Raw genomic sequence first — 20,265 nt, 5'->3', positions numbered from 1 at the left:
CAACAGGTTGTGCGCGGGCAATCGTCAACCGCGATGGTTGCGCCTGCATTGAAGCTTTCACAGAACTTTCATTTCTGGCCGGCACCCTCGTGTGGTTTTCGCCGGACCTCGTGTCCCTGAAGTGTGGGGCGCGATTCACGGCTGGCGGCGTTGGCAGATTGAGGGCCTGTCTCTTTCCCGGCCCTGGTGTTCATTGGTGACTTTCACATTGATGTGTAAAAACGCGGCACCGGGTTAAACGATGCCGCATTTTACGTATTGACGCTTATTGCTACGTTTGCGATTGATGACGCATCGTGCTGCATCAATTGCCGAAGTAGGTCGGCTTCATGCCGGGTGCGCCGGTATGCGCGGGTTGTGCCGGGCCGCCCGAAGCATCGGAACCCGGCATGGCGCCGCCATAACCGCTGCTTGCCTGCGGTGTGTATTCGCCGCTCGTGGCTTCACGCACCTGTTCGTTGCCCACACGTGCTTCGGCGGCCTGGACCTGGCGCGGATACGAGGCCTGATCGCCTGTCGAAGTGTCGTATCCCGAGTGCTCCAGACGCGCCTGATCCTGCTTGACCTGCGAGCGCGTCAGCGCATCGTTGCCAGCGAGACCGGGCTCCACGATAGGCGTCTGGGCCTGGGCGAGAGCAGCGAGCGGAACGGCAAAAAGTGCCGCGACGGCGGCAATGTGCTTGATCGTCTTCATCAACGTTCTCCCATGGAAGTGGCGAAGGACACGCTCACTAGCGCATGTGCTGTGCCACGTATGCTGCGAACGATGAAAAAGTCCCACGTAGACGTCGGCGCGCTTCGACAGGTTGGCGTCGCCGCCGTCGATCACATCACGCGCACGCCGCAGTCGCCGACCAGCATCACGGCCTGATCGACAGAGAGTATCGTGCCTTTGAGGTGCTGCAGCACGTCGGCCAGGCGCAAACCGCTTAGGTCTACAGAGCGTAGATCCGCGCCGTCAAAGCGGCTATTGCGCAGCAATGCGTTTCTCAGGCTGCCGCCTTCGAATACCGCATCGCGAAAGTCGCAGCCGGACAGATCGGCATCGGAGAAATTCAATCCTTCGAGCGTCTGTTTGCGAAAGGACAGTCCGCGCAGATCGGCCCCGACGAGCAGGGAATCGTGAAAGTTAAGCCCCAGCGTACGGGCGTCGACGAAGCGGGCGCCCGTGAGCTTCACGCCGGTAAAGGTCGCCGATGCGAGTTTCGAGCCGGTCCAGTCGGTATTGTTCAGATCGCTTTGGCAGAAGCGGGCGTCACTCGCATTGGCGTATCGAAACCTGGCGCCCGCGCCTTTGCACGCCAGCCAGCGGCTTCTCACGAGTTCGCAGTGTTCAAGGACGGTTTGCTCGAAGCTGCACCGTGTGAATCGGGCGCCACGGAAGTCTAGCCTGGATAGATCTTCACCGCTGAAATCGCAGTGTTCGAACGTCGGTGCGTCACCACATTCTCGAAGCAGGCGGGCGAGACCTTCGCGGTCGAAGGTCAATTCGCTGAACAGCCCTCCCTCCGCGGCCGCCGTTTCCTGGATTGCCTGGATTGCCTGGATTCCCTGGATTCCCTGGATATTGCTGCGCATCTGTGCAGACTCCTCATCAGGGAGGGGCGCGCAGCGTCTGGTCCACAGCGCGTCCCCTCAACTTGGTCAAAGTAAGGTTGACGCCGCGGCGTAGTAAGAACCCAATGATTGGGCGCAGGAGATACCAACCTGCCACTCTATTTTCGGCGGACAGGATTTTATCGCCCTCGCGCGTTTGCGCACAAGAGAGGCTATTCTGCGGATTACGTCAGGAGAGTGAGATGGCAGAAACATGGCAATTCCAGATTCGGATCACGGTCACGCCCGAACTGGCTGACGCCTTGCGCTCGCACGTCCGGCATGAGCCGCTCGAATGGCTGGATGCTGTCTTGCGTGAGCGCGATGCCTCGCTGAAGTGCCAGTACGACGCATTCGCCGATTATGTCGAAGAGGCGCAGCGCGTGGGTGAGGACCCATATCCGCTGTACCAGTGGACGAAGGACACGATCGAAAACCCCGAGAAAAAGGCGAAGTATCTGAAATCGTTTACCGTGTACGTGAACGGCGAGGAAGTCTACGACAGGGAAAGCGCCGAATGGCTGCATGTCCAGCTTTCGGCGCTCATTGGCAAGACAGGCATCGAAAGCGTGAGCCGCTTCGATACGAATCCCGCCAATAACCCGCAGCCGCCTGCGCGCAAGTGAAGCAAACGCCCCGATATCCAGCGCTTTAATCTGTTGCGTCGCACCATCGCCATTGATCGCCGGCTTTCGCTAGAATCGGTTTTCGTCGGCGCAAAAAAAGCATATCTGCAGTGTTGACGCTGCGGCTCACACTGTTCATCCCCTATCGGAGGCGAGCGTGCCAGGTTTACTCCCCAATGTCGATCGCGAGGGACTCCTCGAATACTCAGTGGTTTACACCGACCGCTCGATCAATCACATGTCGCAGCTCTTTCAGTGCGTCATGCGCGATCTGTCCGATTCCCTGAAAAAAGTCTACAACGCGAAAGCGGTCGCTATCGTGCCGGGCAGCGGGACTTTCGGCATGGAGGCCGTTGCACGGCAGTTCGCGACGAACAAGAAATGTCTCGTCATTCGCAACGGCTGGTTCAGCTTCCGCTGGACGCAGATTTTCGACATGGGCAGCATCCCGTCCGAATCGATCGTGCTGAAGGCGCGACCGGTCGAAGCGGGCCGGCAGGCCGCGTACGCGCCGCCGCCAATCGAAGAAGTGGTCGCGGCGATCAAGGAAAACAAGCCGGACCTGGTGTTTGCGCCGCATGTCGAAACCGCATCCGGCATGTTGCTGCCCGATGCTTATTTGCGCGCGGTGGCTGACGCCGTGCATGCCGTCGGCGGCATGTTCGTGCTCGATTGCATCGCCTCCGGCACGATCTGGGTCGATATGGAAGCGACGGGCGTCGATATCCTGATCAGCGCGCCGCAAAAAGGGTGGAGCGCGTCGCCGTGCTGCGGGCTCGTCATGTTCAGCCCGCTTGCCCGCGAACGAATCGATGCCACTACCAGCACCAGCTTCGCCTGCGATCTGCGCAAATGGCTGCAGATCATGGAGGCCTACGAGAACGGCGGCTTCGCGTATCACGCGACGATGCCCACCGATAGCCTCGCGACGCTGCGCGACGTGATGAAGGAAACCGAAGCCTACGGTTTCGACAAGGTGAAAGCGGAGCAGCTCGAACTCGGCAAGCGCATTCGCTCGCTATTGGCCAAAAAGGGCTTCAGGAGCGTGGCGGCCGAAGGTTTTCTGGCGCCGGGCGTCGTGGTCAGTTACACCGACGACGACGGCATTCGATCCGGCAAGAAGTTCGCCGATGCGGGTTTGCAGATCGCGGCCGGCGTGCCCTTGCAATGCGATGAACCGGCGGACTTCAAGACCTTTCGCATCGGCCTCTTCGGCCTGGACAAGCTGCATGACGTCGAAGGTACGCTCGCCAGGTTCGCCAAAGCGCTGGACAGTTTTAGCTAAAACGCTTCGCGAGGCGCCTTAGCCGTCGAACGGCAATTCGGACTGCCTCGGCACCGCTGCCGGTGCTTCACCGGTGGCGGCTTCAAGCGAGCCGATGCGTACGCCGATAAGGCGGATTCGTCGATCCAGCGCGACCCGCTTGAGGCACTCGCCAACCGCTCGCCGGATCGACACGGTGTCCGCGACCGGCTCGGGTAGCGAGAGGTCGCGGGTGACGATCTTGAAGTCGGCGAATTTGATCTTCAGGCCTACCGTGCGGCCGCGATACCCTTTGCGCTGAAGATCGTCGGCGACCCGCTCGCAAAGACGTGTCAGCGCCGGCGTGAGGGTGGCGCGGTCCCGGGTCACGTGCATATCGCGCTCGAAGGTGGTTTCGCGACTCATGGACTTGGGCTCCGAGGACACGACCACGGCACGCTCATCGAGTCCTTGCGCGATTCGCGCCAGCCACGCGGCGTAAGTGCCGCCGAAGTGCTCCTGCAATAACCCGAGATCCGCTGCGGCCAGTTCGCCGATCGTGCCGATGCCGATGCTGGCGAGCCGGTCGCTGGCACGCGGCCCGATGCCATTGACTTTTTTTGCGGCAAGCGGCCAGATGCGTGATTCGAGATCCGCCATCGAGAGAATCGTGAGCCCGTCGGGTTTGTCCAGTTCCGAGCCGATCTTGGCGAGCAGTTTATTCGGTGCGATCGCAATGGAGCAGGTCAGGCCGGTGGCTTCGCGAACCGCATGCTTGATGCGAGCGCCCAGCGCTTGCGATTCACCTTCCACGAGCGTGAGGTCGACGTAAATCTCGTCGATCCCCCGGTCCTCGATCTGGTCCGTGAAGGTTCGCACGGCATCCTTGAACAGACGCGAGTAGCGCCGATACGAGTCGAAATCGGTCGGTAGAAGAATGGCATCCGGCGCGAGTTGCGCGGCTTTCATCATGCCCATCGCGGAGAACACGCCGAACGCCCGCGCCTCGTATGTCGATGTCGTGACGACGCCTCGCCCGGCGTAGTCGCGAAGCCTGGCGAAGCGGCGCGTGCCGTCGGGCTGAAGCTCCGGCGTGGCATCGCGCCCGCCGCCAATGACAACGGGCTTGCCGCGCAACTCGGGATAGCGGAGCAGTTCCACGGAAGCGTAGAAGGCATCCATGTCGACGTGCGCGATGCGACGTACCGGCGGTGGGTTGCTCACGTCGACTTTCCCGCGCGAGGGAGGGCCATAGCGATTCTATATACTGTATATGCGTACAGTATTTTAGAGATATTGGCGGAATCGCGCAAGAAGAGCGTCAGGTGAGCAAGGCCTCCTCCCGGCGAGCGGCGCTGGATGGCATGAGCGACACGGATAGCGCAAAGGCAATCAGGCAACCGAGTACGACCTCTTCGACACGAAGCACGGCGAGCGCCACGATGGCGAATCCGAGTTCCCCGTACACCAGCCCAACCAGCAGCGTAATGAAGAATACGCCGCGCGTATAAGCGTGCAGGATGAAGTAGGCCCAGCCGAAAACACACAAGGCCATCAGCCCCACGAGCACCCAGGGTTCGCCTTTGAACAGGGCGACCAGCAGCACGCTCGCGGCAGCGCCCGCCAGTGTGCCCACAAGCCGCTTGCCGACGCGCGCCACCGTACCCTCGCGCGAATGCGTGCCGAGGAAGACGACGAATGTGCTGATGACCGCCCACATCGAGCGCTCGCTGGACATTTCATCGCCGGCCAGCAAGGCGAGCAGCGCGGCTATGGTAGCCAGCACGGCGGGGCGCCACGCAAGATGATGGCGATGGCGCGCGAGCGTATCCAGGTCGCGTTGCAGCCGCGTCTTGCAGCGGTTGAGCGCATGCGCCAGGCGCGAGCGGCGGCGAGAGGCCAGAGCGGGCGCGAGCCGCGCTTGAGCCGCGCCTCCTGGCGGCGGCAGCACGCGAGCGACCCACGCCACCACGAGCGGCGCGAGCGTGGAGAGGGCCAGCATCGCGTGGAGCATGTGGGGGGAAGGATGGAGGTAAAGCCCCAGATAGAACGCGACGAGCGCGAGCAGGGCGCAGCCGGCTGCGCGAGGTCCAAGCGCATGGCACAGCATGCCCATGAACACGATCGACAATAACAGCGCGCCGCGCACGAAGGGATGCGAGGCGGCGAGCGCCGGGAGGGTAAAACTCGCGCAGGTGCAAAAGTAGAGCAGGCCCAGCGAGACGAGCCAATCCGCGCGGTTTCGATCTCTCAGGAAAAGCGGCGCGATCATGGCAAACAGCGTGGCCAGCGCCGCGAGTGTGATGGGCATGTGGCGCTCCACCAGCCACGAAATGCAAAGGGCCGCCGTCAATACGCAGGCGAGTGTCGAGCGTGTCGCGCCATGAAGTCGCGTGAATTCGGGATCGCTTGCGCGCATCCGTTCACGGACGCGGCCATACGCGGCAATCATGTTCAATGATCTCCGGGGTCGCCGGTGATGCAGCTTGTGACTGCAGGCCGGTCTGCCAGCAGGAATGCCGGCGTTGAGAGAGCGTCCGGAATGCGTCTCTCGCAGGGATCTCCCGCGATAGCCGGCAGAACGGACCGTGGCCCGCTGCGGCGGCTCGATCGATGGGTAGCGATACAGAGCCGACTATGCAGCGAATCGACGAATCATAACCGGCCAAAAAACGGTCGAAATTCGATTAAAGCTGGATTGCACTCGCTGGATAAAAAAAACGCCAACCCGTATGGGTTGGCGTTTGCGAAGAGTCGTGCGGCAATCAGAACTGGTTCATGGTGTTGTCTTTACCTGCCGCTTTCAGCGCCGCTTCGCCGCTGAAATATTCCTTGTGGTCGTCGCCGATGTCCGAGCCGGACATGTTCTGGTGCTTGACGCAGGCGATGCCCTGACGAATCTCCTTGCGCTGCACGCCCGCCACATAACCGAGCATGCCCTGATCGCCGAAGTATTCGCGGGCCAGATTGTCGGTCGACAGCGCGGCGGTGTGATACGTCGGCAGCGTAATCAGGTGGTGGAAGATGCCGGCTTCGCGGGCCGCATCGGCCTGGAAGGTGCGGATCTTCTCGTCGGCGGCGATCGCCAGTTCGGTCTGGTCGTATTCGGCGCTCATCAATTGGGCGCGATCGTAGGACGACACATCCTTGCCTGCGGCCTTCATCGCGTCATACGCCTGCTGGCGGAAGTTCAGCGTCCAGTTGAACGACGGGCTGTTGTTGTACACCAGCTTGGCGTTCGGGATGACCTTGCGGATCTCGCTGACCATGCCGCCGATCTGGCCGATATGCGGCTTTTCGGTTTCGATCCACAGCAGGTCGGCGCCGTTTTGCAGCGCGGTGACACAATCGAGCACGCAGCGCGCTTCGCCCGTGCCGGCGCGGAACTGGAACAGGTTGCTCGGCAGGCGCTTGGGACGCAGCAGCTTGCCGTCGCGCTTGATGACGACGTCGCCGTTGCCCAGTGCGTCAGCCGACAGTTCCTCGCAATCGAGGAACGAGTTGTATTGGTCGCCCAGGTCGCCCGGCGTGCTGGTCACGGCGATCTGCTTGGTCAGGCCGGCGCCCAGCGAGTCGGTACGGGCCACGATGATGCCGTCGTCCACGCCCAGTTCGAGGAAGGCGTAACGGATCGCGCGGATCTTGGCGAGGAAGTCCTCGTGCGGCACGGTGACCTTGCCGTCCTGGTGGCCGCACTGCTTCTCGTCGGACACCTGGTTTTCGATCTGAATGCAACATGCGCCCGCTTCGATGAACTGCTTGGCCAGCAGGTAGGTGGCTTCCGCGTTGCCGAAACCCGCGTCGATGTCGGCGATGATCGGCACCACATGCGTGACGTGGTTGTCGATTTTTTCCTGGATGGCGGCCTTGGCCGGCCCGACCGCTGCGTCCAGCTGGCGGAACAGGCCGCCCAGCTCACGGGCGTCGGCCTGACGCAGGAACGTGTACAGCTCGCGGATCAGCGCGCTGACGGAGGTTTTTTCGTGCATCGACTGGTCCGGCAGCGGACCGAACTCCGAGCGCAGCGCGGCGACCATCCAGCCCGACAGATAGAGGTAGCGGCGTTCGGTGCTGTTGAAGTGTTTCTTGATGGAAATCATCTTCTGCTGACCGATGAAGCCGTGCCAGCAGCCCAGCGACTGGGTGTACTTCGACGGGTCGGCATCGTAGGCGGCCATGTCGGCGCGCATGATCTTCGCGGTGTACTTCGCGATATCCAGGCCCGTTTTGAACTTGTTCTGGGCGCGCATGCGGGCGGCCGATTCGGGGTTGATGGCATTCCAGGCGCTGCCTTGTTTTTCCTTCAAACCGGCAACTGCCTTGATGTCGTCTTGATATTGGGCCATGAGTATCTCCTGAGAGGAAAGCGCGTTTGACTAGCTAAGTTGGATGTTTCGCTGCGTTCTGTCGAAGCGAACTGCATGACTAAATAGTAGCGCTGTTCAGCTAAGTCTTATATAAGACATAAGACAATATTTATTGTTATTTTTCAATGAGATAGGTGGCGTTTTTTGCGATGCAAAACATGTTTTCAAGCGGCGAAAAGGCGCCGCGGCGAAAATTCAGCGAGAATTTCGCGATGTGAAAAGCGCTTTCAGCTTTTGGAGCGGCACGCGAGGATGAGCTGGCCCGATCGCATCACCGTCACGATCTGTCGCTGGCTCCGCGTTTCATCGCCGTCCCGTGTCCGTCAGTTCGAACTTGCGCCCATGGACTTGCTGAAATAGCGCCTCATAGCGAGCGAGGGCGTCCGGATCGTCGATTTGCGCGAGCAGCGGAATCAGCCTGTCCAGTGCCCCCGCAAAACCATCGTCCACTGCGCGTTTCAGGAAGAGGGTGGCCGTATACAGCCGTTCAGGCGAGTTGCTTTCGTCCAGCATGAAATTGCCGTATAGCGCTTCCGCAAGCGGATAGTGCCGTCCTGCCGCATACACCGCGTACTGGATGGCGAGGGCGTGCGACCTGTACCAGAGCGCGTCTGACATGTTCGGTATGCGAAGGCGTAGCGCCATGGCTAACGCCGTTTGCGAGAATAGATCGCCGCCTTCGGCGTCGTCATGAACCTTGTTGGCGAACTTGGGGTCGGCCCAGATTTGAGGCAGCAGCTTCAGCATCCGGTCAAGTTCGGCATCCCAGCGCGCGCCCTCGGCCGCCCGATCGCCGATCGGTGGGCGCTTGCTGACGCTCCAGTCGGTCTCGCCGGTGTCCGGTTCCGAGGGTTGCGCGCCGCGAGCCACGACGCCTGAAAGCGCGACTGGATGCTGGGCGCTATCGGCAATCTGTGGCGCTGCTTCAGCCAGTCGAATCTCGCCGACCAGACCGTCGTTGAACCACGGGCGCTGGGCGTCAGACGTGACCGCCGAGACCATGATTTGCGTATGACGCAGAACGGTGATGAGTTCGCCGCCCGCGCGCATTTGCTGGCTCAGGTAATAGCTGAAGGGACTGTGTTCGTAATGCGTGCCGCCGAGCCAGAATGTGTCGAGCGCCGACCCGCCCGGCTGCGTCGCAAAGGCAATCAGCTCGCCGCGGCCTGCATCGACGGGCTTCAACGATTGCCTCGTGGGACCGCGCACCGTGGCGGTGCGGCACGTGTCGAGAAACATGATCAGCGCGCGCGGAGCACTGCGGTTCACTGTGGCGCGGACGTAGCGCAGCGGCACGCCGTAGCGCGCCAGATCGCTTTTTGTCACGTTGCCGATCGGCACGGGCAGATCGACGGGGATCAGGTAGTTCTCGCCACTACTCTCGAAACCGTGGCCTGCATAGTAAATCAAGGCGACGGAGGCGTTCTTCGCACCCGCGCCGAAGCGATCGAATGCGTCGAGCATCTGGGCGCGCGTTTGATCGGTTTCCAGATCCACATCGAAACCGGACGATCGCAGGGTCTGCGCGACGAGACTGGCATCCGATACGGGGGAGCCGAGGCGATCGACCCCGTTGTACAGCGCATTGCCGATCACCAGCGCCACGCGGGGAGCGGTCGCGACGGGCGCCGGCGCAACGTCGGGCAGCGTAGCCGCCATGCCGCGCCTGATAACGCCGGCGAGCAGGCCCACCAGCAAAACCCTTCTCACGGCACCGTTGCCTCTGGCAAGCAACGTTACCGATGGCAGGTTCAGCCTGCTGCTAAAACCCATTTCTTGCCCCTACGGAGGATGCGGGCAAACACCGTCCGCACGATCAAAGTCAATGTGAGTCGTCGAGATCGATATGGACCGGTGTGCGATTGCTGCTGTCGGCCGTGGAGATTTTCTGCGGCGTGCCGACGACAGACGCGCCAGCCAGATGACGGGCGCCGCCTGTCGGATCGGTGCCGGCATCCGTGGCGTTGGCGCTCACGGTGCCGCTATTGGCCGATTTATGTCTGAGCGGCGTCCGATGCTGGCTTACCGATGCCGATTCCGACCGGCCCGCGTTACCGGCGCGCGACGGATGCACATCAACCAGCGGCAGCGGCGACGGAACGATCGCGCTGACAACCGTTGTGTCGGTCATCTTCCAGTAGCGAGCATTGAAGGCTTTTTGCTGGACGGCCAGCAGGTGCCCATCTTCCAGCGCAAAACTCACCGGTGTCGAACAGTCGGCCGGGATGTCGTAATGATCGACTTCGTTCTGCTTGACAAGCAGCGTGCGATAAACGAACGGGCACGCGGGGCGTGGGATGCGCAAGGTCACATAGGTTTCGTTGTTGGCGGTCAATACGCTGTCGACCACGACGCCGTCTGTCCGCGCCACGTCAAAAATGGCCTGACGATCATAAAGCTTGATCTGGTAGCGGCCATCCAGCGTGCGGCGCAGAACGGCATTGCCAAAAGCCGTCTGGAACGGGTACAGCTTGCTGGCCGTCAGCTCGTCGGCATCGAGCCGGTAAGCGCCGTGCGAATCGACCGCGCATCCGGTCAAGAGCACGGACGAAAACACAGCCGCACATAACAGAGCACAGCAAGTGCGCAGGGGAGTATTCATATCGAAGTAAAAAGACGTCATTTTCTGGCGGCGTTCTACCGCTTCCTCAAACGGGCGGATGCCCCTGGGCCACTGCACGAACGGCTCGCGCCTCGCCCTGCGCCGCTGCCTGTTTCCACAAACGCATGGCTTCCGGGCGATCCGGTTGCGGCATTCCGTAGCCGTACCAGTCCATCAAGCCGAGGTTATACATATCGACCGCCTGTCCCGCATTCGCGCTCGCCGCGAACCACTTGCGCGCTTCGCTCAGGTCTTGCGCAACAAAACGTCCGCTGCCGTATAGCATCCCCAGCAGATGCATCGCATCGGTATTGCCGAGACTGGCCGCGCGGTTCAGCATCGGCAGGCCATTGCGCACATCAGGCTTATGGCGCCAGTCCGACACCAGAAGCTCGCCCGCGGCTTCGAGCGAGACGGCATCGGCGGGATTGGCCTGCACGCCGCGCTGCGCCCACTCCAGGGCTTGCGCACGAAGCTGTGGCGTTTCGTGAGTGAGCGAATGATGGTCGTCGTCGTACATCAACGAGACCGCGTAGGGTCCGAATGCCTGTGCATTGCCGGCTTGCGCCTGCTGGCGCAGCAGGGCACGCGCCTGGGTGAACTGGCCTTGCCGGCGCAATGCCTGCGCCGCCATGACCTGAGCGTTTTCTCCCGGCGTGGGGACAACGGCGGGCTGGATCGAATCGGCGGCCGCAGCAGGCGATCCCCATAACCCGTGCAAGGGCAACAGCAGCAGGAGTGCGGCGGTGGCCGCCAGCGGCGCGCCGATCAGACTTTGTGCGAGGCGATGCTTGCGGCCTTTCACAATCAGGCTCAATGCGCGTTCGCCCTGTTGTTTGCCGCCCAATGCTTTCGCCAAAACCGAGCGCACCCGGCTTTTGAAAACAAGGCCGGCGACAGGGATCGAAGCAAGACTGGCCAAGGCCGCCCAGCGGCCGCCTGCCAGAACGCCGACACCTATCCCTAGCGCCGCCACGACAAGCGGAATGCGCCATGCCAGCCTTTTCGCTTCCCGCGTGTAAATCTGCCGAAGCGCGGCCAGCATGGAATCGTGCACCTGCGTGACGTATTCGGCGGACGTCAGAACATGCAATTTATCCAGCGCCTCGCCTGCCAGCGTCGCTTCGACGATCTCGGTGTTGATTTCGGATAGGGTTACCTGGTGCAGAGGGTTGGCCAGCGTCTGAACCGACGTAGCAAAAATGCCTTCGCCGCTCGCAATCACCAGCGCGTTGCGCAGCGACTCCAGATCGGCACGCAGCAAGGTTTCGACGATATTGTCGAGGTCGAGCCATTCGAGCGATGGGCCGTAGGCAACCAGGTGATAGTCGCGCTGATTGCAGAGCGCGTCCAGATGCGCAATGCGCATGGACGCGCCGTAATTCGCCGTGATGGCTTGCGGATTGCGTTCGTGATCGAGGCGCAAGCGCGTCAACGTTAGTCCCGCCGTCTGCGAAGCGACGCCATGCAGGCCCAGCTTCGCTTCGATGTCGGCCGCACGCGGGTCGACCTCGCCGGCGAATGACAGCCTGTAAGCAGGCGTGCCATGCACGTCCGTCCAGGCGCAGCTACCCGTTTTTCCGGAGCCCGCGCAAGGCGAGCAGGTGACATTACCCTTGCCTTGGCAGTAGTCGCAGGTCAGCTTGCCCGTCGCGCGGCATGTCGCGCACTGCACGCGCGCCGTGCCGTTGCACTGGCCACAGGTGACTTTGCCGTAAGAGCAGCCGTATGCCGTACAGGGATGGGTTTCGTGGCGCGTCTGGTAGCGGCTTTCGTTGCGGGATAGGCCGTCCGATCCCGTGACCGTGATGTAAGTGGTGTAGCCCACTTCCCGCGTCACGGACCCGGTTCCGTGGCAGTTGCCGCAGGACTTCTTGCCAAAAAGACATCCGAACGAGGAGCAGGTCGTCTCGCGCGAACCGGAGCAGCTATGGCACGTCGTACTTCCCATGCCGTAGCATGGCGAGCAACGGTTCTTGCCGCGCCCGCTGCAGCCGCCACAGGTATCCAGACTCCAGAACCGGCCGGCATGGCCGAGATAGAGACTGCCCTCGGATGCGAAGTTATAAGCCGTGCCCGGGCGCTTGAGGGTTGCGCCCAGCGATTCCTTCGCATGATGCAGACGACTGGCGATTTGCGCGGCCGCGTCTTTGAACGGGTTATCGCTGCGTTGATCGACGGGGCTTCGCGAGGGGATGAAGTGCCCGTTAATGTCGATCGACTTCACCCGCGCGTCGAGCGTGTGACAGACCTCGATGCTCATCGCCTGCTCGACGGCGCTTTCCGCGACGCACTCGACGTCCGCCGCAGTGAAGCGCGTGCGCGAACTGATGAGCGCGCGAATCTTGCCCTGCAGCGTGGCGCCTTCGTCCGGGTCCTGCTGGAATGCGGATTCCCTATCTGCAGGCTCGATTGCCACGGCGTTCCCCGCAGGGGCCTCTTGCTGACCGTCCAACGTGCTCATCTACTTCATCCCGTTTAATGATTCAACTGCGCTAGCCGGTGGCTCGCGCCGACATCAGCTTGTTTGCACGACGTTGTTCGTTTCGTCCACGCTGCCCACGCTCGCGCCGAGGAACGATGCGGGCGGCGCCTGGCCGCTGCGGATGGCGGCAAAAGCGGCGCTCACCGGCGAATCCGGTTTCAACCGGTAAAGCACGGCGACGCCCCGCGCGCGCGACAACGCTTCGAATTGCATCAGCGCCTTGCAGGCGGAAAGATCGATGCGCTGCAACGCCCGCAGGTCGAATTCGATACCTTTGCAACCGGGCTGCGCCGCCACGTGAGCGAGCAGGGGCTCGCATATCTTGCGGTCGACGGCATGCCCCAGCAATGCCCCGCGCAGCGCGACGTCGATTCGCGACGCGTGGGCGCTGAGCTGCACATCGAGCCGGCGCGGCGGCCATAGCAGCGGCAGCAGTCCCAGCGCGCAGCCTGCGGCAAAACCGTCGCCAGGCTCGCCGGTCACGATGGTGACGAGCGCAACCGTCACGAACAGCCACATTGCCGCCGCGACGACCTGGCGCGGCTCCATGGCGGAGAACGTGAGGCGCGTGATGAGCTTCGACCAGTCGTCGAGCATGTCGAGCGCCATGGCGATCATGACGCTGGCCGCCGCGAGCTTGGGCACGTAGGAGAGCAGCCGACTGCCGAAGAGGATCAGCGCGAGCGTCAGAAGGGCGTGCAGGATGGCCGTCCAGCGCGTGCGTGCGCCGGCTGCAAGCGCCATGTTCGAGCGGGTGAGCGAACCGACGACCGGCAACAGGCCGGCAAGCGCGCAAAGGAGATTGAGCGCGCCATGCATGAGCAGATCGCGATTGGGCTGGCTGCGCGCGTGTGTCGCCGACTCGATGTTGGAGATCGCAATGAGCGTGTCGAGCGAGGCGAGCACGCCGATCAGCGCGCCATAGACGGCGATCTGCGCCAGAATCGCGCCGTCCAGCAGCGAGAACGTATGCGTCCAGCGTTCTACGACGCCGGCACCCAGCGCGGCCGGATCGAAACCGCTGATGCCGAGTGTGCGGCAATCGGCGGCGGGCGGCGAAAAATTCAGTACGACGTAGTAAGCGGCGCTGGCGGCGAGCAGCGTCCAGAACAGCGACAGTCCTTTGGGCAGGCTGTAACCGCGCCGTGCCGCGAGCCCGACGCCATAGACCCAGCCGAAATGCGCCGCGAGTCCCGCTGCGATCACGACGAGCGCGGGAGGCCATTCGAGCGAGCAGTGCGTGATCGTCTGCACCTGGCTTTCGATGGCCAGCGCCGCCGCACCGAACAGCAGGCCCGAAAACACCGGCGCCGGCACCATGCGCGCAAGCGTGCCGGCCTTGAACGCGGCCAGCAGCAATTGCGTGACGGCCGCGACGGCCACGGCGAGCGCGGCGCAGCCGAGCAGCGCGGGCAAGCCGTGCGCGGCCAGCCGGGGCTGTGCCGCGAGCGTTGCGATCAGATTCGAAAACAGCACGGTGGCCGCGACGCGCGGCCCCGAAATCAGCGGCTGGATCGAGCCGCTCAGGGCGATGCCGATCAGGCCCACCACGGCGGTCAGAACGCCCATCATCGCGCCGAGCGCGACGGCCTGGCTGCCCGGCAGGCTCGAAGTCGCCTGGGTGCCGAGTCCGATGTATTCGGCGCACGACGCGACCGTCAGCAAAATCGCCGCAAGCAGTTCGGGCACGATGCGCGCGGCCAGCGACGGCGCGCTACGCGGCGGGGCAAAGGGCGTGCTCATTCAGTTCGTCCTGCACGCGCTCTGGGGACGCACATCGTCGATCACGGCCGACTCGCGCAGCGCGGCGGCGGTCTCGGCGAGCGGCAGGGTGTCCGGCAGGCGCACGAGGTACGCACTGTTCTCGTCCGGCCCGTACACGATGGTCGCGCCGTACTGCGTGAGCAGCAGCGTGATATCGCGTTCCGTGGCCGTGCGCCGGAAGGTCAGGGCGAGCGTGCTGCACGTACTCGCGCCGCCGACGCCGCGCGTCGTGGCGACGCCGGTGGTCGAGGCGTGCAACTGCCCGACGCCCTTGAGGAGGCCCGCCAGCATGCCGGCCTCGAGCAGGACGAACACAAGGACAAAAGCGCTGCGTCGGCTCAGGAAATCGGACAGTCGGGTCAGCATGGGGGCCTGGCGGGTTCAGGGGGTAGGGCGGTTTGCCGGGGCATCGGCTGCGTGAACCCCGATGACCGTAGAGCCGTGAATGGCGCTGATCGGGATCTGGCCGAGCACCGCGTCATGGGCGTTGGCGGCGAGAAGCCGGGGCAGATTCCATTCACAGGTGGGGAACATGCCGAGCGGACAATTGCTGCACGGATCGGCCGTGCGACGGTTACGCCACGCGAGCAGCAGCTTGAGCATGGCGCCGAACGCGAACACCACGGCCGCCTTGAAAAGCCAGACCGGCGCGAAGTAGCTCACGCAGAACAGTCCGCTCACGAGATAGCTGCCGCTCGCGAATCCCAGCAGGGTGCGCGCGATCATCTTGAAGCGCTTTGCCTGTAGCAGCGGCTGAAGCGCGGTCGGCACGAGCAGCAGCAGGTGAAACACGACCCACTGCGCCATCGACCAGCTTTGCCAGCCGATTTGCCACTCGATCGCGCAGGCCGCGCCAATGCCGAGCGGCGCACCGAGCGCGACGCACGTGCAGCCGAGGCACAGGGGCCGCCCGAACGGCCGCACCAGATGATGATCGTGGCGCTCGCAATGCGGGTGATGCGCCCAGCGCAGCATCCCGGAGCCGGGCGCGAGGCGCTTGATTTCGCCCAGCGAAGGCATCGGAACGAAGCCCTCGCCCAGGCCGTTGCGGGCCTCACTCATTGCGGCGGAACACCATCACGAGGACGCTTTTCGAGCCGCCGCAGGTGGCCGTCGACGACTGGTAGACCTGCACGAGCCAGTAGCCTTCGGCTGCCATGCGGTTGGCGTGGCGCTCGCAGGAGGCGGTGTCGTACGGCTTGCCGCAGGCACCTTCGATCGTGATGAACTTGTACATGGATGGCCTTTGTTTAAGTGGATCAGTTGAGCGCGTGCGTCGAGAGCATCGCGTACGTGTGGGTGTCGGGATTGCTCGCGACGACCTGCAGATCGACCTTGCGCTCGGCGACCTGCACGCCGTTGACGTACAGCGTCGATTTGACCGGATAGGCGCCCTGCGGCACGCCTTGCGGCATCGGGATCGTGAAGCTGCTGCTGAACGCGCCCGCGCTGGCCGTCTGGGTCACCGGCTTGCGGACCGATTTGGCGATCGAGCCGTCAGGCTTGTAGATCGTCGCTTCCTCCTCGATCGTCGGGTCGGCGGCGTCGCGCTTGCCCTTGACGACTTCGATATACGAATGCAGCGTCGCTTTCTCGCCCGCCGAAATGGACGCGGGCGTAAACGACGTGTTGTACTTGACCACCGACGCCTGTTCCGGCAGCCGGCCGCCGTGCCCGGCCTGGTAGTCGGCCTGGGCTTGCTGGGCCGTCTTGATCTGCTTCGCTTCATAGTCCACCGCCGCGCAGACCAGCGCCGCGATGCCCGCGCCGATCGCCGCACCGGCGACGCGATTGCCGCCCGCGACGATCGCGCCGATGGCGGCGCCGCCCACGCCCGCGATCAACGGGTTGCACGAGATATTGGCGAATTTCGCTTTCGCGTCGTTCATGTCGGCGCATCCGGCCAGCACGGCGGCGAGCGTGACGCCCGCGATCAGCCGCTTCGAAACGTGGATCACTTCCATTGCTTCCTCGGAGTTTCGGTCAATCGGAAAAGGTCGGAAAAGATTGGCAAAGGTTGGCAAAGGTTGGAGTCGGCAGCCGGGCGCCGGCTACTGAACCTGGGTCCCGCAGTTGTCGCAGAAACGCGAATCGGCTTCGAGCGCTTCGCCGCATGCGCTGCACGCTTTGGCGCCGCGCTGTGCGGCGGCCTGGCCGCCGAGGATGTCGCGCATCTGCGGCGACAGCAAATGCTCCGTCGCCCCTTCGCCCACGCGATTGAGCGCGTTGGCCACGGCGATTTTTTCGATATCGCGCTGCGAAGTCGGCGCGACGACGATGGTCTGCTGCTGCGCGCACTGTTCGATGAGCTGGCGGATTTCGCGCGCTTCGTCGGGCAGGCCGCGCATACCGACGATCATGCGGCGATGGTCGCGGCCGAAGGTCACCGAGTCGATCTCGGCCACCCATACGCGCACCGACATGTCGTGCACCGCGATCACGTCGCTTTCCGTGCGCACGCGGTCGCTGAACTGCGCACCCAGATTCATGCGCGAGCGCTGGAAATTGCCGTCGAACTGCACCCAGACGAGCTTCGACAGAAAGTCGAAGCGCGCCCATAGCATGTGTCCGGCGCGCAGACAGAAGGCGCCGACCGCGAGCATCGCGCTGCCGAACGTGGCCCAGCCGAGTGCGGCCGATTGCACGTCGGCGGGCGAAGCCGCGAACGCGGTGGCGAACCACAGCAGGCACAGCACGGCGATGGCGATCAGCACGACGCCGAACGTGTTCAGACTCACCAGCCAGCGGTAGCGCGGCTCCGTAAAGGCGCGCTTGAGATCCACGCGGCGCATGTCCTCGCGCGGCAGCGGCTGGGTTTCCTCGAACAACTGGCCGGTGAACTGACCGGACTGGCCGCTCACGGACGGCGTGTGGCGCGCGTAACGGCGGTTCGGAATCTGCTCGACCCAGCGCCGTTGCAGATGGCGCTCCAGCTCGTCGAGCAACTGCTTGGGCTGGCCGTTCATCGACACCGTGGCGATCTCGCTGCCCATGCTCGTGCGCGGCGTGACGACGGTTTGATGCACCAGCGCGACGAAGAACAGCACGACGGCCACGCCCGCGCAGATGAGCAGGGCGAAGGTTTGCGTGGTCAACGGCAGCCAGCTCAGGTCCGGCAGATGCGTGGAGACGAGCGGCACCACGATCGGCGCGAACACTGCCACCAGCAGCAGGCCAATCAGTCCGGCCGGGCTGAGCGACGTGCTGGCCTGGTTGCCTTGCTCCATCGGCTTGAGCAGCAGGAAAAACGCGAAGCCGAAGAACAGCAGCGCGACCCAGGCGCGATCGGACGGATTGTCGAACCCCACTGCGGCGATGATGAAGCTCAGGAACGTCGCCGCGAGCGCGAGGCCCGACTGGAATTGCAACTGCGCGAGCCGCCGGATCGGGATCGGCGCGTAGATGAGCGCCGGGATCAGCGAATAAAGCAGGCCGTTGAGCGCGCCTTTGGGTTCCTCGAACCACAGCGCGCCGGAGCGCATGCGGTTTTGCAGTTCCGCTGCGCCTTTCGTGACGCCGTCCTGATTGCTGGCCTGGATTTCGTCGCTCAGCCCGAGCGGCTGGCCGCGCCCGAAGTAAAAGCGCAACTGCATCATGCCGATACGGGCGTAGTTGATGCCGCTGCCGAGCAGGAAGATGCCCATGGCGAGTGGCAGAAACGCCCAGAGGCCATGATGGGCCGCGAGGTTGTGACGGCTCAGCAGCAACGCCGCGATGCCGCCGAGAAACAGCAGCGCGGCCGCCGCGAAACGAAACCAGTTCTCGACGCGGAACGGATTGGGCAGGTTGAGGCGATCGCCTTCGGAACTGAATTCAAACGACATGGATGGCTCCGCCGGACATCATTCGATCGACATGCTGTTGAGCGCGCTCTGCTGCGCGGCCCGGGCGCGCTTGCGCAGCGAGAGAGCCTGCGCGTTGTGCGGGTCGAGGCGCAGCACGGCATCGGCGTTCGAGATCGCGCAATCGAACTTCTTGTTGCTGAAGCAACCATTGCCGTCCGCGAGGTTGCCGGCGATGGCCGCGCGGATCGTGGCGTTTTCGCTGCTGTTGGCGTTCGCGTCGGCGGGCGCGGCGCTCTTTTTGGGCTTTTCGCGCACGTGAGGCGCGGGCGCGGCGGGTTCAGGCACGGCGTTTTGCGCCGGTGCTGGCGGTTGCGTCTGCGCTTGCGGTGCGGACGCCTGCGGTTCGGCTTGCGGCTGCGTTTGTGCGGGTGTTTGCGGTTGTGCCTGAGTTTGCGATCCCGTATCGACGATCGTGGCGCCCGAGGACGGGGCGCTCGTCTCGCTCGCTGCGTCCGCTTGTGCGCCGGACGACGGCTCGTTCAAGGCCGCCGCAAGCGACGGGGCGGGCACGGACGCCGGGGTGGCAGCAGGCGCTTGCGACGCAGCGTCGACGAACGGCGGCGCGGATGCCGCGACCGGGGCGCTTGCCACCGTGTCGGCGGACGTGGCGGGTGCGTGATGCGAGCGCAGCATGAGGCCTGCGCCGACCGCAACGCCAACCACGACCACCGCAATGCCGCCGATGATCCACTTCTTCTTCCCGTCGCTTTCTTCCGCGGAGGAGGCTGCCGAAGTCGCGGCAGTGGTCTGACGATCGGTATCCGCCGTCTTTGGGGCTGGTACGTCCGGCGATTGTGCTGTGGCAGAGGACGCGCCGAAGCCGTTTTCGCGCGGCGCTTCGGCTGGCTGTTCCGGCATCGCCGGTGCAGCCGTGTCAGCGGGCGCGCTGGGCGTCGTGGATGCCGTGTAGCGCGCGGCAATCGTTGCGTCATCGGCACGTACATCGGCGGTCTGCGTCGGCGTACTCAGGGGTGCTTCGGAAACGGGCGATGTCGCGACTTCGGCCAACGTTTCGATAGGTTCGCCAACCGTGACGGGCGGCTCCGCGGGAATCTCGTCGATCTGCTTCGACACGGTGAAATCGAAGCGGCAGGTGCGGCAAAAGCGCTTGCCCGGCGTGCGTGCGCTCGCGCATTGCGGGCAGTGCTCGACTGCCTCGGCATCGCTCGCGAGCGGCGTTGCAGGGGCGGTGGCTGCAAACGCCTGTTCGGCAGGCGCGGCATCGAGCGGCGTGTGCGGCTGCGTTGCCGGGGACACGGGCGTGTCGATCGTCGCCAGTTCGGGTTCCGCTGCCTGCGTGACGACCGGGCTGACCATTTCGCGCACTGCTTCAATCGGCTCGGGCGCGGCTTGTTGCAGCGGCGCGGCGTCAATCGACTCGATGGACGGCGACGCATTGTCGAGCGCCGCGAAATCGAAACGGCACTGGCGGCAAAAACGCTTGCCGGCCACGCGCACAGTCGCACATTGCGGGCAGGCCTGCTGCGCGGAGTCTTCGGCGGCGCTGGCTGCGGGTGCGCTCGCCAGGGCCGCTTGCATCGCCAAGTCCCGATTGGTTTCAGGCGCCGGAACCGGAGCCGGGGCCGCGGTAAATGCTGACGGTTCTGCGGGCGCGGCGGCTGCGGTAGCGGCGGCGCGTGGCATGCTCATGCCGCACTGCTTGCAAAACTTCGCGGTCGGGCTATTCGAAAAGCCGCATTTCTGACAACGCATGCTAGGTCTCTGTGGTCGTAGTGG

Annotated in this window: 17 protein-coding genes; 2 read left to right on the top strand and 15 right to left on the bottom strand. The window is 63.8% G+C overall.

What is annotated here, in order from left to right:
• Window positions 1–304: 304 nt before the first annotated feature.
• Window positions 305–694 (bottom strand): DUF4148 domain-containing protein, encoded by a 390-nt coding sequence (locus B0G62_RS14600; protein ID WP_103704910.1) that lies wholly within the window; start codon window positions 692–694, stop codon window positions 305–307.
• A gap of 131 nt (window positions 695–825) precedes the next feature.
• Entirely contained in the window at window positions 826–1,578 is a 753-nt protein-coding gene (locus tag B0G62_RS14595; RefSeq protein ID WP_103704909.1) for a pentapeptide repeat-containing protein, read from the bottom strand.
• A gap of 221 nt (window positions 1,579–1,799) precedes the next feature.
• Here B0G62_RS14595 and B0G62_RS14590 point away from each other — a divergent pair, with 221 nt between their 5' ends.
• Complete coding sequence (locus tag B0G62_RS14590) at window positions 1,800–2,222, top strand: hypothetical protein (protein WP_103704908.1); 423 nt, start codon at window positions 1,800–1,802, stop codon at window positions 2,220–2,222.
• Between the two features lie 157 nt (window positions 2,223–2,379).
• Window positions 2,380–3,507, top strand: a complete 1,128-nt coding sequence (locus B0G62_RS14585) for an aminotransferase class V-fold PLP-dependent enzyme (RefSeq protein WP_103704907.1) — start codon at window positions 2,380–2,382, stop codon at window positions 3,505–3,507.
• Between the two features lie 18 nt (window positions 3,508–3,525).
• On the opposite strand, the gene dinB is transcribed toward B0G62_RS14585, so the two are convergent.
• The 13 genes from dinB to B0G62_RS14520 form a co-directional block, all read right to left on the bottom strand.
• Window positions 3,526–4,689 carry a DNA polymerase IV gene (gene dinB, locus B0G62_RS14580; RefSeq protein ID WP_103704906.1) on the bottom strand — a complete coding sequence of 388 codons (1,164 nt, stop codon included), beginning with the start codon at window positions 4,687–4,689 and terminating at the stop codon, window positions 3,526–3,528.
• Between the two features lie 97 nt (window positions 4,690–4,786).
• The gene (locus tag B0G62_RS14575) at window positions 4,787–5,776 is read right to left on the bottom strand and encodes an FUSC family protein (RefSeq protein ID WP_167401252.1); all 990 of its coding nucleotides are present in this window, start codon (window positions 5,774–5,776) and stop codon (window positions 4,787–4,789) included.
• Window positions 5,777–6,230: 454 nt separating this feature from the next.
• Window positions 6,231–7,811, bottom strand: coding sequence for an isocitrate lyase (locus tag B0G62_RS14570; protein WP_103704904.1), 1,581 nt, complete (start codon window positions 7,809–7,811; stop codon window positions 6,231–6,233).
• Window positions 7,812–8,135: 324 nt separating this feature from the next.
• Window positions 8,136–9,605: a caspase family protein gene (locus B0G62_RS14565; RefSeq protein ID WP_103704903.1), complete on the bottom strand. Its 1,470-nt coding sequence runs from the start codon at window positions 9,603–9,605 to the stop codon at window positions 8,136–8,138.
• 49 nt (window positions 9,606–9,654) lie between these two features.
• Complete coding sequence (locus B0G62_RS14560) at window positions 9,655–10,455, bottom strand: hypothetical protein (protein ID WP_146055285.1); 801 nt, start codon at window positions 10,453–10,455, stop codon at window positions 9,655–9,657.
• 25 nt (window positions 10,456–10,480) lie between these two features.
• Complete coding sequence (locus B0G62_RS14555) at window positions 10,481–12,898, bottom strand: tetratricopeptide repeat protein (RefSeq protein ID WP_103704901.1); 2,418 nt, start codon at window positions 12,896–12,898, stop codon at window positions 10,481–10,483.
• A 54-nt stretch (window positions 12,899–12,952) separates the two neighbouring features.
• Window positions 12,953–14,662 (bottom strand): SulP family inorganic anion transporter, encoded by a 1,710-nt coding sequence (locus B0G62_RS14550; protein ID WP_103704900.1) that lies wholly within the window; start codon window positions 14,660–14,662, stop codon window positions 12,953–12,955.
• Window positions 14,663–15,049 carry a hypothetical protein gene (locus B0G62_RS14545; protein ID WP_103704899.1) on the bottom strand — a complete coding sequence of 129 codons (387 nt, stop codon included), beginning with the start codon at window positions 15,047–15,049 and terminating at the stop codon, window positions 14,663–14,665.
• A 15-nt stretch (window positions 15,050–15,064) separates the two neighbouring features.
• On the bottom strand, window positions 15,065–15,745 hold the full coding sequence (locus tag B0G62_RS14540) for a hypothetical protein (RefSeq protein ID WP_103704898.1): 681 nt from the start codon (window positions 15,743–15,745) through the stop codon (window positions 15,065–15,067).
• Window positions 15,738–15,920: a hypothetical protein gene (locus B0G62_RS14535; RefSeq protein WP_103704897.1), complete on the bottom strand. Its 183-nt coding sequence runs from the start codon at window positions 15,918–15,920 to the stop codon at window positions 15,738–15,740. The genes B0G62_RS14540 and B0G62_RS14535 overlap by 8 nt, the downstream gene beginning before the upstream one ends.
• Window positions 15,921–15,942: 22 nt before the next feature.
• The gene (locus B0G62_RS14530) at window positions 15,943–16,647 is read right to left on the bottom strand and encodes a hypothetical protein (protein ID WP_103704896.1); all 705 of its coding nucleotides are present in this window, start codon (window positions 16,645–16,647) and stop codon (window positions 15,943–15,945) included.
• An 87-nt stretch (window positions 16,648–16,734) separates the two neighbouring features.
• Window positions 16,735–18,507, bottom strand: a complete 1,773-nt coding sequence (locus B0G62_RS31915; RefSeq protein WP_103704895.1) for a zinc ribbon domain-containing protein — start codon at window positions 18,505–18,507, stop codon at window positions 16,735–16,737.
• 18 nt (window positions 18,508–18,525) lie between these two features.
• Entirely contained in the window at window positions 18,526–20,067 is a 1,542-nt protein-coding gene (locus tag B0G62_RS14520) for a hypothetical protein (protein ID WP_103704894.1), read from the bottom strand.
• Window positions 20,068–20,265: the final 198 nt, after the last annotated feature.

Source organism: Paraburkholderia eburnea (assembly GCF_002917095.1).
Taxonomy (GTDB): domain Bacteria; phylum Pseudomonadota; class Gammaproteobacteria; order Burkholderiales; family Burkholderiaceae; genus Paraburkholderia; species Paraburkholderia eburnea.
Note: the sequence above shows the minus strand (reverse complement) of the source record. Positions and strands in the feature narration are given on the sequence as shown.